At 70.6% G+C, this 14,312-nt stretch carries 12 protein-coding genes; 10 read left to right on the top strand and 2 right to left on the bottom strand.

Annotated elements, in window-relative coordinates:
- Nucleotides 1-21: 21 nt before the first annotated feature.
- From QMG86_RS20535 to QMG86_RS20520, 4 genes are all read left to right on the top strand, one after another.
- Nucleotides 22-570, top strand: coding sequence for a PadR family transcriptional regulator (locus tag QMG86_RS20535; RefSeq protein WP_281874175.1), 549 nt, complete (start codon nucleotides 22-24; stop codon nucleotides 568-570).
- A 190-nt stretch (nucleotides 571-760) separates the two neighbouring features.
- Complete coding sequence (locus tag QMG86_RS20530) at nucleotides 761-961, top strand: hypothetical protein (protein ID WP_281874173.1); 201 nt, start codon at nucleotides 761-763, stop codon at nucleotides 959-961.
- A gap of 458 nt (nucleotides 962-1,419) precedes the next feature.
- Complete coding sequence (locus QMG86_RS20525) at nucleotides 1,420-2,661, top strand: oxygenase MpaB family protein (RefSeq protein WP_281874171.1); 1,242 nt, start codon at nucleotides 1,420-1,422, stop codon at nucleotides 2,659-2,661.
- Nucleotides 2,662-3,035: 374 nt separating this feature from the next.
- Nucleotides 3,036-3,230: a hypothetical protein gene (locus QMG86_RS20520; RefSeq protein ID WP_063023499.1), complete on the top strand. Its 195-nt coding sequence runs from the start codon at nucleotides 3,036-3,038 to the stop codon at nucleotides 3,228-3,230.
- Nucleotides 3,231-3,336: 106 nt separating this feature from the next.
- Here QMG86_RS20520 and QMG86_RS20515 read toward each other — a convergent pair whose 3' ends face one another.
- Nucleotides 3,337-3,591, bottom strand: a complete 255-nt coding sequence (locus QMG86_RS20515) for a hypothetical protein (RefSeq protein ID WP_281874166.1) — start codon at nucleotides 3,589-3,591, stop codon at nucleotides 3,337-3,339.
- Between the two features lie 3 nt (nucleotides 3,592-3,594).
- Here QMG86_RS20515 and QMG86_RS20510 point away from each other — a divergent pair, with 3 nt between their 5' ends.
- The 5 genes from QMG86_RS20510 (at nucleotide 3,595) to QMG86_RS20490 (ending at nucleotide 10,257) form a co-directional block, all read left to right on the top strand.
- Nucleotides 3,595-4,815 (top strand): sensor histidine kinase, encoded by a 1,221-nt coding sequence (locus QMG86_RS20510; protein WP_281874164.1) that lies wholly within the window; start codon nucleotides 3,595-3,597, stop codon nucleotides 4,813-4,815.
- Nucleotides 4,812-5,489: a response regulator transcription factor gene (locus QMG86_RS20505; RefSeq protein ID WP_281874161.1), complete on the top strand. Its 678-nt coding sequence runs from the start codon at nucleotides 4,812-4,814 to the stop codon at nucleotides 5,487-5,489. The genes QMG86_RS20510 and QMG86_RS20505 overlap by 4 nt, the downstream gene beginning before the upstream one ends.
- A 175-nt stretch (nucleotides 5,490-5,664) precedes the next feature.
- Nucleotides 5,665-6,609 (top strand): alpha/beta hydrolase, encoded by a 945-nt coding sequence (locus QMG86_RS20500; RefSeq protein ID WP_281874159.1) that lies wholly within the window; start codon nucleotides 5,665-5,667, stop codon nucleotides 6,607-6,609.
- A 16-nt stretch (nucleotides 6,610-6,625) separates the two neighbouring features.
- Entirely contained in the window at nucleotides 6,626-8,545 is a 1,920-nt protein-coding gene (locus QMG86_RS20495; protein WP_281874158.1) for an ABC transporter ATP-binding protein, read from the top strand.
- Nucleotides 8,542-10,257, top strand: a complete 1,716-nt coding sequence (locus QMG86_RS20490; RefSeq protein ID WP_281874156.1) for an ABC transporter ATP-binding protein — start codon at nucleotides 8,542-8,544, stop codon at nucleotides 10,255-10,257. Before QMG86_RS20495 ends, QMG86_RS20490 begins: the two co-directional genes overlap by 4 nt.
- Before the next feature lie 67 nt (nucleotides 10,258-10,324).
- Here QMG86_RS20490 and QMG86_RS20485 read toward each other — a convergent pair whose 3' ends face one another.
- Nucleotides 10,325-11,077 carry a hypothetical protein gene (locus QMG86_RS20485; protein ID WP_281874154.1) on the bottom strand — a complete coding sequence of 251 codons (753 nt, stop codon included), beginning with the start codon at nucleotides 11,075-11,077 and terminating at the stop codon, nucleotides 10,325-10,327.
- Nucleotides 11,078-11,104: 27 nt separating this feature from the next.
- Here QMG86_RS20485 and QMG86_RS20480 point away from each other — a divergent pair, with 27 nt between their 5' ends.
- Nucleotides 11,105-14,311, top strand: a complete 3,207-nt coding sequence (locus QMG86_RS20480) for an ATP-binding protein (protein ID WP_281874152.1) — start codon at nucleotides 11,105-11,107, stop codon at nucleotides 14,309-14,311.
- Nucleotide 14,312 lies beyond the last annotated feature (1 nt).

The raw sequence follows: 14,312 nt of genomic DNA, 5'->3' as shown, positions 1-14,312 counted from the left end.
TAGTCGTGTCAGACTAGCGGGGTGAACGAGACCCGGTTGTTCGTCCTCGCCGCCTTGGCCAAGCGCGGCCCCATGCACGGCCATCAGCTGCGCCGCGATGCTCGCCTGGATCGCGCCGACCTGTGGTCGCGGGTCAAACCCGGATCGCTCTACGGCGCGTTGCACCGGATGGCGGGGGAAGGGTTGATCCGGCCGCTGCGCACCGAACAAGACGGCGCGCTGCCCGCGCGCACCGTCTACGAGATCACCGACGAAGGGCGCCGGGAGCTGCGGGCGCTGCGCGACGAAGCCTTCACCGAAGTGGACATCCGCCCCGATCCGGTGGATCTCGCGCTGGCCGTCAGCGACGATCTCGACCGCGAACTGCTGCGCGGATACCTCGAAGAGCGCCTGGCCGCACTGCGAGCACGACGTTCCCGCGTCGAGCACCAGCTCGACCGGCGCTGGCCCGACCAGAGCGCCGCCGACGACCTCATCGTCGAACACGCCACTATGCGTATCCAGGCCGAAATCGATTGGCACGAAAAGGTGCTCGCCGATATCGACAAATTGGACGCCGCGCGCTCGTGACCCGAGAGACGTGCTCACCGCAGACGTTTCGGCCACCGATGACGGGTACTCACGGAGGCCGTTGCGGGGCAGTTCTTTTCGATCGTGTGAAGATGCGCCGGGGCTGATTGGGTCACCAGGTGCCGGGTAGGACCAAGACGTGGCGCACAGAGCCACAGTCGGTTTCATCCGCTACCGAAAGGAGCAAGTGATGGCAGACCAGAACAACCCCGGGCAGTTCGGCAACCGCTCCGACACCGAGGAGCAGGCGCGCCGCGGCGGCCAGGCCAGCACCGGCAGCTTCGGCGAACGCAACTCCGCCGATCCGAGCGCGGCCGGGCGTAAGGGCGCCGAAGCTCAGCCCACCGAGGCCAAGGCGCGTGGCGGCCAGCACAGCCACGCCGGTCGCTGACGTCGACCGGACAACACGGGCCGGGCGGTACAACCGCCCGGCCCGTTCCGTGTCCGGGGTCCTGCTGTCGAGGTGCCTTCCTGCGCACGCGGATCGGAGCCGATCGCCGAGGCGCTTCCGCGCCGAGCGCTATGTGACTATCGATTAGCGATGTAACCGGGCGTCGTATGAGGTGATGCCGCTACCGTTTCCGCTGGCTTTGGGGTAGCGGACGATTGTGGAACGTGTGTCCGAATGCTGCGAATATGCTGTTCATACCTGGTGATCACCTCGTCGGCGGTGGCGCCCGAGCGCGGCGTGAGCGGGTGAGAACAAGTTCTGAAAAGTGGAGACAACGAGGCATCCATCTTGCTAAGTTAATGACTGTTCTTCTCGCTTGCGACGGCGAGCTGGCGGGCGTCGCACCACACGTCGCATCATCACGGTGACGCCCGCGCTCAATGAGGAGTGGCGCAGACATGGATCGACTCAGCAGGCGTAATGCCTTGAAGGCCGGGGGCGTACTGGGCGCGTTCGGCGCTCTGGCCATGGTGACCCCGGCGCGCGCGGAGCCGTGGACGTGGTCACCGCAGGGTTCGGTGGCGGGCACGGGAGACGGGGCCGACCCGCTCACCGTGTGGGATCCCGAGGTGGACCAGCTGGTCGCCTCACTGGTGGACCGGGGGGAGGTACCGAGGGTCAACGAGTTGTTGCGCACCTGGACCAGGAACGGCCAGCCGCTGCCCGCCGGGCTGCCGACGGAACTGCGCGACTTCATGGAATACGCCCGTCAGTTGCCGCCCTGGGCGGATCGGGGCAAGCTGGCCGCCGCGGTCGAGTTCAACAAGAAGCGCGGCCTGTATCTCGGCGTGCTGTACGGCCTGGCCAGCGGCATGATGAGCACGGTCATTCCCAAGGAGGCGCGCGCGGTCTACTACTCCAAGGGCGGCCATGATCTGAAGGACCGCATCTCCAAGACCGCCAAGCTCGGCTACGACATCGGGACCGCCAATGCCTATGGCCCCGACGGCGAGATGGTCGTCACCTGCTTGAAAACCCGGTTGGTGCACGCCGCGGTGCGCCACCTGCTGCCGCAGTCCCCGCACTGGGTGCACTCCGCCGAGGAGGACATCCCGATCAGTCAGAACGACATGATGGTCACCTGGCACAGCCTGCCCACGACCGTCATGAAGCATCTGACCGCGTGGAACGTGCCGATCCCCGCCGCCGAGTCCGAAGGGTTCCTGCACTCGTGGCAGGTGTGCGCGCACATGCTCGGCATCCGGGACGAGTACATCCCGAACTCGTGGGCCGAGGCCAACTCCCAGGCCGCCCAGGTGCTGGACCCGATCCTGGCGGCGACCCCCGAGGGCGCCAAGCTCGCCGACCGCCTGCTGCGCCTCGGCGCCAATCTCGATCTGGCCATCCTGACCAAGCCGGTGCTCGGTGCGTTCACCCGCTTCCTGCTCGGCGACAAGATCGCCGACGGGCTGGCCATCGCCAGGGAGCCGGTCTGGGACCCGCTGCTGCGGGTGAGCTGGGGGCCGTTCATCGCCGTGCGCGAAGGACTGCTTCCGGTGGTGCCGCTGGCGCCGGATGCCTACTGGTTGTTCGACGAGTTCCTCCGGCAGGCCGCCCTGGTCTACCTGGCCGAACTCGAGATGCCGATCAGCATCGAGATCCCGACGGTGAACCGGGACATGAACCGGCCGCCCCGCTGATTCGCCGCGGCTGCCACGCCGGGTTCGGCGCGCCGGCGCGACCGGTGCCCGGGCGGCAGGCGCGCAGCCGCAGGTCAGGGGGTGGCAGTCTGCTGCCGAAGAGTGCTTGAGCCCGCGGGCGTTAGCTAGTAAGTTACTAGTTATTCTTTGTATGAGATCACCGAGATGAGTCGCACCTCGTCATCAGCGCCGGTACGGCGGTCGGCCCAGCCGAGGATAAGCGACATATCTCCAGCTAAGTTATGAGGAGTTCGTCATTCAATGAGCCATTGGACGCTCGGTCCGCTGCATGGCTCGACCGCGATGCGATCGATGTCCGGAAGCGGAGCGGGATATGCCGCATCGGTAGCGACACGCCGAACAGTGCAGCGGCCATGACAAATCCGCAGCATATCCGGCATATCCATATCGAATCCGGCGCCCTGATCCTGGATTACCGCGCTTGTGCGGAACAGGCCAGGAGCGTGGCCGCGGGCTTGGCGCGCAGTCATCCGGAGTTGATCGTCACCATCGATGACGACGTCCACGTCGAGTTGCCGGAGTTGCCCTGCGGCGATCTCTGGCGGTGAGTACCGCAGGTCGAACCTCTTCCGGCCCGACGGCGTTTGCCGCGCCACGCATCCGGGCGAAGTGCTCGACCGGGAGCGATGAGTCGGCGCCCATGGCCGCGCCCGCTCAGCGCTCGTACGCGCGCCAGGCGAAGTTCTCGCGCCGCTCGACCAGAGTGCCGTGCGGCGATTGCGGGGATTCGTCGCGCACCCTTGTGCGTCGACCGGAGCAGGAGCAGTCCGGAAACCCGGTCGTCCCGTCGACGGGATCGGCTCGCCTACGCACGTACGCGTAGGCGAGCCGGGGGCGGCTGCGTCGATCGTCGTAGCCGGTCGCGCGTCCGCGCGGGAGCGCGAGCACTCGGGGATGCCGTACGCTCACGGCATGGTTGTGCAGGCGGCGTCGCGACGGCTGTCCGCCTGGTTCTCGCGCCGGCCCGCCTGGTTTCCGGATGTCCTGCTGGCGTTGTTCGTCACCGTGATCCAGGTGCAGAGCGCCGCGATCCCGGTGCCGCTCGAGCCGGCGTACACACCGGTGTCGGGTTTCGGATATGTCCTGCTGATCGTCAGCGGCCTGGCTGTGGCCGCGCGCCGGACGCAGCCGGTCGCGGTGTTCGTGGTCACGGCGCTGGCCAGCCTGGTCTATTTCGGTCTCGGCTTCCCGGACCGCGCTTCCTATCTCGCGCTCTTCGTCGCCCTGTACACCCTCGCCGCCTACGGGGACGGGCGGCGGTCGCTGCTGATCGCCGGTGGCGGCATCACGGTGCTCGCCCTCGGCTGGCTGATCGCCGCGGCGGACGTCAAGCCGCTGGTGGCCATCGGCTGGGTGTTCTTCCGGATCGGCGCGTCGGTGATCAGCACGATCCTCGGTGAGTCCGTGCGATCCCGCCGGGTCATCGCCGCCGACGCGCAAGAACGGGCGGAACTGGCCGAACGGTCCCGCGACGAGGAAGCCAGGGCGCGGGTCGACGCCGAACGGTTGCGCATCGCCCGGGAGGTCCACGACACCGTGGCCCACGCGATCGCGATCATCAACGTGCAGTCCGGCGTCACCGCGCACGTGCTCGACAAGCGACCGGAACAGGCCCGTGAAGCGTTGCGCACCATCGAGCAGACCAGTTCGCGGGCACTGCGGGAGATGCGCGCGATTCTCGGGGTCCTGCGCGATGGCGACGAACGCGAGCCGTACCCGGGCCTCGACCAGATCGACGAACTCGTCGGCAAGGCCCGCGACGCCGGGCTCGACATCGCTGTCGAGCAGACCTCCCCGGTGACGCCGCTGCCGAGCGCGGTGGGCAGCGCCGCGTATCGCATCGTGCAGGAATCGATCACGAACGTGATCCGGCACGTCGGCCCGACCAGAGTCACGGTGGCGCTCGACCCCGGTATCGACACCTTGCGGATACGGGTGGCCGACGAGGGCCGCCGCGACTCCGCGCAGGTCCCGGCGCGTCCCGACGGCTCACCCACGACCGGCCGCGGCATCGTCGGAATGCGCGAACGCTGCCTGCTGCTCGGCGGTGAACTCGACGCGGTGGCGCGTCCCGGCGGCGGATTCGAGGTCACCGCCCGCCTGCCCCTGACCCCGGTCGGATCACGCCTGTGAACTCCACGCCACCGATCAAGGTCCTGCTCGCCGACGACGAACGCCTGGTCCGTTCCGGCTTCAAAGTCCTGCTCGACCTGGAAGACGACATCACGGTGGTCGGTGAAGCGACCACCGGCGCGGAAGCTGTCGAACTCGCGCGTGCCACTCGCCCCGACGTCGTCCTCATGGACATCCGCATGCCGCGGCTGGACGGGATACGCGCCACCGCGCAGATCGCGGCGGCCGTCGGGATGGAGCAGGTCAGGGTGCTCATCCTCACCACCTACGACACGGACGAGAACGTCTTCGACGCTTTGCAGGCGGGCGCGAGCGGATTCCTGCTGAAGGACGCCGGACCCGCCGAACTCTTGCACGCCATCCGGGTGGTCGCCGCCGGTGACGCGCTGCTCGCGCCGCGGGTCACCCGCCGCCTCATCGGCCAGTTCACCGCGCAGCGCAGGGCCGCCAAGTCCGCGCAGGAGCGGCTGGCCGTGCTGACCGACCGCGAGCGCGAAGTGCTGGCGTTGGTGGGGCAGGGCATGAGCAACGACGAGATCGGCGCCGCACTGTTTCTCAGCCCGGCCACCGCACGCACCCACGTCAGCCGCGCGATGGTGAAACTGGGTGCGCGCGACCGAGCGCAGTTGGTCGTGATCGCCTACCAGACCGGGCTGACCGATCCCACGCAGTAGCCGGTGCCGTGCAGCGTCGCGAATAACGTGAATTCCGTGCGCATCTCGCTGCCGAGTGCGCGAGGGGGTACGACGACCGGCGCAGCCGATCGCGATCGTCGTACGCGTATTCACGTAGACGGCGACTCCCGTCGCCGGAAGCCGAGCATGCCCGGCGGGCGCGACGATCGACGGCATGATCCTGGATCCCGAACTCGAAGCAGCTGTTCCCTTCTTCCCCCCGGCCGACCTGTCCGACCCCGGCACGGCCCGGGCGCACCTCGCCGCGCTGGCCGCCGCGATCCCGGCGCCGGCCACCGCGCACCTGGACATCGAGAACCGCACGGTGCCAGGCGTTGTCGAGGTGCCGGTACGAATCTATCGGCCCCGCGAGGCGCGGGGCGCGATCATCTGGCTGCACGGCGGCGGATTCGTCATGGGTGATCTGGACACCGAACATCCGTGGGCCGCGCTGCTCGCCGGCAATTCCGGCGCGACGGTGATCTCGGTGGGCTACCGCTTGGCCCCCGAACATCCGTTCCCCGCCGCCCACGACGACGTCTACGCGGTGCTGACCTGGACCGCCGAGCACGCGGCCGAGCTGGGCATCGACCCGGCGCGGATCGCGATCGGCGGCCACAGCGCCGGCGCGGGCCTCGCGACCGCGGTCGCCTTGCGCGCGCGGGACGAGCAAGGACCGCCGATCCGTTTCCAACTGCTCAATCAGCCCGTCCTCGACGACCGGCAGCAGGCCTGGTCGGCGCGCACCTTCACCGACACGCCCTTCCTGACTCGGGCGAAGGTCGCCCAGATGTGGCAGCACTACCTGGGCGTCACGCCCGCGACGCCGTACGCCGCGCCCGCGCGGGCCACCGACCTGTCCGGGCTGCCGCCCGCCTACATCGCCACCGCCGAGTTCTGCCCGAACCGCGACGACGACATCGACTACGCGCTGCGCCTGCTGCGAGCGGGCGTGCCGGTCGAACTGCACCAGTGGCCGGGCACCTTCCACGGGTCACAGGCGGTCATGTCCGCCGACGTGTCCCAGCGTCAGAGCGCCGAACTCGCCGCCGCCCTGCGCCGCGCCCTGACTGCGGAGGCGTCGGCGGCCTCCAAGACCACAGTCTCCCAAGGTATTTGACGAAGGCGGGAGAACGATGACCATCATCGAACTCGCCGACGCGAGCAAGCAGACCACCCCACCCGCGCCGGACGTCGATTCCCCGGCGGAGCCGAGCACGGCGACCTTGCTGCGCCCCTACGCGGGCGGTTTCGCCGCCGTCGTCGTCCTGCAGATCGTCGGCGCGGTCGCGGGCCTGGCGCCCTTGCTCGCGGTTGTCGAGCTGGGACGGATTCTTCTGTCGCCTAACGCTATCGATCACGATCATGTCCGGATGATCGTGCTCGCGGGCGCGGCCGGACTGTTCGTCCGGCTGCTGTGCACGGCCGCGTCGTCCGGCATCGGGCATCTGCTCGACGGCCGGGTGCAACTGTCGTTCCGCAGGCAACTGGCCGCCCGCCTGGGGCGGGTGCCGATCGGCTGGTTCTCCCGGCGCGGCAGCGGCGAGCTGGCGAAGATCGTCGGCGAGGACGTCGATGCCGTGCATCCGCTCATCGCCCACGCCCCGGGCGAGCTCGTCGCCGCATTCGTGGTGCCGCTGGTGTCGCTGATCTATCTGTTCACCGTCGACTGGCGGCTCACCCTGATCACGCTGGTACCGGTCGTGCTGGCGGTGGCGCTCGTACCCCTCATGATGACCCCCACCCGGTTGCGTGAGCAGAAGGAATTCGACGCGGGAATGGGCCGGATCGCGAGCGCGACCGTCGAGTTCGTCCAGGGCATCTCGGTGGTCAAGGCGTTCGGCTCCGGCGAGCGCGCCCACCGCAGGTTCCGCACCGCCACCGACGATTTCGCGGACTCCTTCCTGCGCATGGTGCACGGACTGGCCGGGATCGGCGCGGCGATGCAGGTGGTGCTGTCGCCGCCGTTCGTGCTGCTGGTCGTGCTGCTCGGCGGAGCGGTGCTGATCCCGAGCGGTTCGCTCGCCCCGGCGGATCTGCTGCCGTTTCTGCTGCTGGGACTCGGCCTGACCGCTCCGGTCGCCGCGCTCGGCCACGGCTTCGACGATCTGCAGGCCGCGCGGCGCGCGGTCGGCCGGATCCGGGACGTGCTCGCGGTGCCGTCGCTGCCGGAGCCCGCGCACCCGACAGCGCCGCGCGGGCACCGGGTGGAACTGCGTGACGTCCGGTTCGGTTACGAAGCCGAGCACGAGGTGCTGCGCGGGATCGACCTGGTACTCGAGCCGGGGACGGTCACCGCGATCGTCGGGCCGTCGGGAAGCGGGAAATCCACACTGGTGCAGCTGTTGCCCCGGTTCTACGACCCCACCCACGGATCGGTCCGGCTGGGCGGCGTCGATCTGCGCGCACTCGGCAGCCGGGAGCTCTACCGGAAGGTTTCCTTCGTCTTCCAGGACGTACGGCTGCTGCGCGCCTCGGTCGCGGACAACATCGCGTTGGCGGTACCGCGGGCCGACCGCGACGCCGTGGTCCGGGCAGCGCGGCTGGCGAACATCCATGATCGGATCCTCGAGCTGCCGCGCGGCTACGAGACGGTCATCGGCGCCGATGCCGGATTGTCCGGTGGTGAGGCGCAGCGGATCGCGCTCGCACGCGCGCTGCTGGCCGACGCGCCCGTTCTCGTGCTCGACGAGGCGACCGCCTTCGCCGATCCGCAGACCGAGCGCGCGGTGCGCCGAGCCCTGACGACACTGAAGGGCGATCGGACGATCCTGGTCATCGCGCATCGGCTCGAGACGATCGCCGACGCCGACGCCGTCGTGCTGCTGGAGAACGGCCAGATCGTCGAACGCGGCAACCCCGCCGAATTGGTGGCGCGGGGAGGGAAGTTCGCCGACTTCTGGCGGTCGCAGCGATCCGCCCGAACCGATGACATCGAAACCCTCGGCGGCGTGCTGCGGCGCGAGATCGGAGCGTGGGGCGGCCGCCGGAACGCGACCACCCCGCGGCCCGCCGACGTCGCCGACCAGGCATCGCGAGGAGGCGAGTCCCGATGATCCGCATCCTGCTGCGCGTGCTGGGATACGAGTACGCCCGGCCCGTACGTCGCACCGTGGCCCTGATGACGGCCACCTCGATCGCCGAAGGTCTGTCCTACGCGCTCCTGGCCCCGGTGCTGCGGGCGCTGTTCGGGAACACGCCCACCGACGCGTGGCCCTGGCTGATCGCGTTCGCAGCGGCGATCGCGGGTTACGCGGCGCTGCGCTATCGCAGCGATCTGTCCGGATTCCTCGTGGGAACCACGCTCTTGCGCGGGGTCTATCGCCGCTTCGGCGATCACCTGGCCCGACTGCCGCTCGGCTGGTTCACCGCGCGCCGCGTCGGAGAGGTGTCGGTGCTGGCGAGCCAGGGTGTGCTGCAGGCGATGAGCGTGATCGCGCATCTGCTGGCACCGATGATCAACGCCGCGGTGACTCCGCTGACGATCGTCGCCGTGCTGCTCGCCTACGACTGGCGCATGGGGCTGGCCGCGCTGGCCGCCGTACCGGTCGTGGCGGCGATCCAGATCTGGACCGGACGGTCGATGGCCGCCGCCGACGCCGAACGCACCGAACGCGCCGAGGAAGCCACGGGCCGCGTCATCGAATATCTGCAGGCGCAGCCGGTGCTGCGGGCAGGCGGCCGGACCGCCGAACGATTCCGCTTGCTCGACGACTCGTTGGCGGGACTCGAACGCGCCTCCCGCCGCGCGATGCTGTCGGCGCTGCCCGGCATCGTGGGCCTGGCGCTCACGGTCCAGGCGATGTTCACCGCGCTGCTGGCCCTGGGCGCTTACCTGGCGCTCGGCGGCGACGTCGGTGCGGCGGAGATCCTGACCATCCTGGTGCTCGCCGCCCGCTGCGCGGACCCGCTGCTGGCACTGTCGGAAATCGCGGGCAAACTCCGCAGCGCCCGTTCCGTGCTTGCCGGTCTGGACACTCTTTTGGGCACCGAGCCGCTGCCGGAACCCCGCCGGCCCATCCGGCCGGCCGGACACGACCTGGCGTTCGAGTCCGTCGTCTTCCGGCACGGCGGCCGTACCGTGATCGACGAGGTGTCGCTGTCGGTGCCCGAGGGACGGCGGGTCGCCATCGTCGGACCGTCCGGCGCGGGCAAGAGCACACTGCTGCAGTTGGTCGCCCGGTTCTACGACGTGGACGGCGGCACCGTGCGGGTGGGCGGGGCCGACGTGCGCGCGATCGGCACCGACGTGTTGATGGAGCGGATCGCCATCGTCTTCCAGGACGTCTACCTCTTCGACGGGACCATCGAGGAGAACGTGCGCCTCGGCCGTCCCGGCGCCGACGAAGCCGACGTGCGGGCCGCGGCGCACGCGGCCCGGCTGGACGAGGTGATCGAGCGGCTGCCCGGCGGCTGGGCGACGAATGTCGGCGAGGGCGGCGCGCTGCTGTCCGGTGGTGAGCGCCAGCGCGTCTCGATCGCGCGAGCGCTGCTGAAGAACGCGCCCATCGTGCTGCTGGACGAGGTCACCTCCGCGCTGGATCCGGTGAACGAGGCGGCCGTGCACAACGGCATCGAGCGGCTGATGGCGGGACGCACGGTGGTGATCGTCGCGCACCGCCTGCGGACCGTTCGCCGGGCCGATCACATCGTCTTCCTGGACAACGGCCGGATCGTCGAAGAGGGCAGCCACGACGAGTTGCTGCGCCACGGTGGCCGTTACGCCGACTTCTGGGCGATGTCCACGGCGACGGTGGCGAGCGAATGAGGTACCGGCACCGCGGCTGCCCCCGAGCCGCGGTGCCGGCTTCTCGGCTCGATCCGGAGCGGCCCGGTCACGCGGTCCGCTCGTGGTCCGGTGCGGACGGGCCGCGCGTGTGCTTCGCCCAGCGGCGCAGTCCGGCCGGGCTGCGCAGCATCAGCACGCCGATGGCGGCGACGGCGATGCCGCGCGGCGCCTCGTAGATGAATCCGGACAACCCCTGGGTGGCGGGAATCGGCAGGAAGAACCCGACCATGCCGAGCAGTGTGAGCACCGCGATCCAGCGGGGAATCGTGTTGTGGCGCAACAAGCTCACCCCCAGCAGACCCATGCCGCCGAGCATGACCAGACCGCCGATCGAGTTGAACAGCGCGAACGCTGTCGTATCGATCATGTTGTCGTTGTCCGCGATCAGATGCGCGGTGGCCGGGTCGTGCGCGAAGGGATAGGCGACGAACAATTCGACGGTGAGGTGCCCGGTCGCGGTGACGATATTGCCGAGCAGGTAGCAGACCGTGCCGAGGAACCCGGCCGTGCCGAGTCGCGGCCGCAGCCACGCGTACATCCCGGGCAGGCCGAGCACGAGCAGGACGGTTCCGATACCGAGCAGCGTCTGGGCGATCGGTGTCCCCGGGCTGGTCAGCGCCTCGACCGAGTGGCCTTTGCGCGCGACGATCGGGTGCAGCGTGCCGCCCGCGATGCACAGGACGCCGCCGATGGTCAGCGCGGCGCCGCACATCCGCAGTACAGTCTCGCGAGAGGGACCGCCTGCGGTCCGCTCGTCGCCGGTGGCCGGGGTTGGCAGGAGTGCTTGCGTGTGTGTCATGAGCCAAGAGTCGACGAGGGCGCTGGTGTGACGCTGGTGCGCGGCCGGTCCGGCGACGACCCGCCCGCCATCGCGGTGCTCGGGCCGCTGGAGGTGCGCGGCCCGGACGGCGCCCGCATCACCATCCCGGCGCGCAAACACGCCGATCTCCTGGTCATCCTGGCGGCCGAGCGCACCGCTCGCAGCGCACGGTATCTGTGCGAATTGTTGTGGCGCGGCAGGCCGCCCGAGAGCGCCCTGGTCACCCTCCAGGGCTATGTGTCGCGGTTGCGCAGGGCGTTGCGGCCCCTCCCCGAAGTGCGGATCGAGACGGGCCCGAACGGCTACGTGCTGCGGTGCGGCGGCTCGGGCACCGACCTCGACCTGCTCGACGTGCTGTCCAGGGACGCCCGCGCGGCGCACGCCGACGGTGACGTCGCACGCGCCGTCGATCTGCTCGAACGCGCGCTGCGACTGTGGCGCGGCGACGCGCTGCCGGACGTCGGCGACATCGCCGAACTCGCGCCCGAGCGGGCGCGTCTGGACGAGCTGCGGTCGGAACTGGTCGAACTGTGCGCGGAGGGCTTGATCGTGCTGGGCCGGGCCCGGCACGCGGTCACCCTGCTCACCGACGAACGCGAGCGGCATCCGCACCGGGAAGGCACGGCGCGGTTGCTGGCGCTGGCGCTGCGCGACTGCGGACGGGTCTCCGAGGCGCTCGACGTGCTCACCCGGCTGCGACGTGCGCTGCGCGACGAGTTCGGCCTCGATCCCGCGCCCGGCACCGCCCGGGTCGAGAACGAGATCCGCAATCCGCCGCAGCCGCCGTCGCCCGGACGGTCGGCCCTCGTCGGGCGCGACGACGTCGCCGCCGTTCCCGACCGCGCCCGTGACCGGTCGCAGCGAGGGCTGGTCGTCGTGACCGTGCGCGGCGCGCCCGGCATCGGCAAGACGGCCGTCGTCGAGGACAGCGTGCGACGCCACGGCGACGCGGCCTTCTTCACCGCGGGCAGCAGCGGCGGGGGTTCTTCGGCCTTGGCGACGTTGACGCCGTGGCTGGATCAGGCAGCGCTGGCCGGGCGCACCGTTCCCGGGATCCCGACGCCGCGCGCCCTCGCCACGCTGTTCGCGGAAGTGGTGCGGGAGACCGGCCGGATGGTCGCGGTCATCGACGACGTGCAGTGGGCCGACCCCGACTCGGTGCGAATGATCGCGGCGGCCCTGCGCGTGCTGCGCGCCCATCCCGTCCTGCTGCTGCTCACCATGCGGCCCGAGCCCCTCCCGCCCGAGGTGGACGCCGCGGTGCGGCTGCTTCGGGACGCGGGTTCGGCCGTCGCGGTGCACCTTTCGCCGCTGTCCGATGCGGCCGTGGCGGAGCTGGTGCGCGCGGATGCGGGCTCGTCGGCTCCCGAGGCGCAAGCCCAGATCGTCGCGTTGAGCGGCGGCAGCCCCTTCGTCGCGGCGCAACTGTGCGATCTCGTGCGGGCCGGACGTCCGCTGGACGTCGGGGGCGCGGCCACCGAGATCACGGCGGTGAAGTTGGGCGGCGTTTCGCCGTCGGCGCGAGCGCTCGCCGAGGTGCTGGCCGTCATCGGCCCGCACGCTCCGGTGGGATTGGTCGCCGCCGCCGACGGCGCGCCCGGGTTCGACGACCGGATCGGCGAACTCGTCGCCGCGCGGGTGGTCTCGGTCGAGGACGGTGTCGTCGCCTTCGGACACGAACTCGTACGCGCCGCCGTACTGGCCACCATCGGCGCCATACGAACGGCCCTGCTGCACAACCAGATCGCGGACGCTTCGGCCGACCTGCAACCCGGCGCACTGGTGGCGCAGGCAGTGCATCGCAGTGCGGCCGCGCTCGATTCGCTGGATCCCGCCGCCGCGAACGCCTGTGCTGCCGCGGCGCGGGACGCGCTGCGGCGCGACGCGGCCACCGAATGCGCCGAACTCGCCGCGCGCGGGCTGCGGCACACGGACCCCGGTGACGCGCGGGCGGCGATCGAGTTCGATTGGCTCGCCGGACAAGCGCACAACCGTCTCGGCCGATACGACGCTGCCGCCGCGTGTTTCGACCGCGCGGGGCGGCGCTGCGGTGAACGCGGTGACTGGGCCGGGCTGGCGCGGACCGCGCTGCTGGCCGCACCGCGCGGCGTAGCCGGGTATTTCTCCGGATACGGTGTGGTGCAAACGGGTTCGCCGGGATTACGGGCGCAGGCGCTGGCGCACCGCCTCGATCTCGACGCCGACCTGGTGGCCGAGGTGGAGGCCATCGAGGCCGCCGATCGCGCCATCCACGGCCTCGCGGGCGATCTCGACGCCTTGGCCGAAGCGCGGGCGCGGAGCGCACCGGGCAGCCGGTCGTGGCCGCAGGTGCTGCTGGCCGAGTTCGTCTGCACCTGGGATCCGGCGACCGTCGCCGACCGGCGCAAGATCGCCGAGGAACTAGAGGAACTCGCCGGACACGATCGCGCTGCCCGGGCGACAGCGGTCCATCTGCGCCGGGTCTGCGCGTTGGAGGCGGGCGACCTGCGGTTGGTGCGCCGGTTGTCGGCCGAATTCGCCCGGCTCGCCACCGACGGCGGCACCGACCTCGCGGCCACCCAGCTCTGGTGGCAGGTGATGCTCGCGGTGCTGCGTGGCGATTACCAGCGGTCCCAGGCGCTGATGACGCGCTTCGCCGCCGATCTGGAAGCGGTCGACGATCAGGCCCGGTTGCTCGCCGAGGCCTCGCTGCTGACCAGTAGTTCGATCGAGCTGTGGCACCGCGGACGGCTCGGCGAGGCACTGGCCGAGGCGGACCGCATGGCCGAGGACTTCGACGAGGATTTCGCGCTCGTGGTCGCGATGGCCGCAGCGGAGCTCGGGGACCACGCCCGGGCGATGTCGTCGATCGAGTCGATCGTCGCGCTGCCGGGGAGATGGCATGGTCCGCGCGTCGTCGTGCGGGTGCCGCTGCTGCTCGAGGCGCTGCTCGCGGTGGGTCAGGCGGCGCCGCGGCAGCGTGACCGGGTAGTGGAGCTCACCGCCGGACTCGAACCACTGACCCAGGGCTGGGGCGAGACGCTGCTCGTGCAATGGCCGGGCCTGGTGTGCCTCGGGCCGTCCGGCCTCTACCGCGGCACCGCACGCGGAATCCTCGGTCTCCCCGGCGCGCGCGACGAGGTGGTGGCGGCGCGCGACCGTGCGCGTGCGCTGGGCGCACGGCCGTACGAGTCACGGGCAGAGGACCGGCTGACCAAGTGGCCGTTCGCTTGAT

The organism is Nocardia sputorum (assembly GCF_027924405.1).
GTDB lineage: Bacteria > Actinomycetota > Actinomycetes > Mycobacteriales > Mycobacteriaceae > Nocardia > Nocardia sputorum.
Note: the sequence above shows the minus strand (reverse complement) of the source record. Positions and strands in the feature narration are given on the sequence as shown.

Bases quoted from the DNA above. Each gene is read 5' to 3' on its own strand.
- QMG86_RS20510 (WP_281874164.1), top strand. From the start codon at position 3,595: ATGGTTGTGCAGGCGGCGTCGCGACGGCTGTCCGCCTGGTTCTCGCGC.
- QMG86_RS20490 (WP_281874156.1), top strand. From the start codon at position 8,542: ATGATCCGCATCCTGCTGCGCGTGCTGGGATACGAGTACGCCCGGCCC.
- QMG86_RS20525 (WP_281874171.1), top strand. From the start codon at position 1,420: ATGGATCGACTCAGCAGGCGTAATGCCTTGAAGGCCGGGGGCGTACTG.
- QMG86_RS20485 (WP_281874154.1), bottom strand. From the start codon at position 11,077: ATGACACACACGCAAGCACTCCTGCCAACCCCGGCCACCGGCGACGAG.
- QMG86_RS20495 (WP_281874158.1), top strand. From the start codon at position 6,626: ATGACCATCATCGAACTCGCCGACGCGAGCAAGCAGACCACCCCACCC.
- QMG86_RS20520 (WP_063023499.1), top strand. From the start codon at position 3,036: ATGACAAATCCGCAGCATATCCGGCATATCCATATCGAATCCGGCGCC.
- QMG86_RS20500 (WP_281874159.1), top strand. From the start codon at position 5,665: ATGATCCTGGATCCCGAACTCGAAGCAGCTGTTCCCTTCTTCCCCCCG.
- QMG86_RS20530 (WP_281874173.1), top strand. From the start codon at position 761: ATGGCAGACCAGAACAACCCCGGGCAGTTCGGCAACCGCTCCGACACC.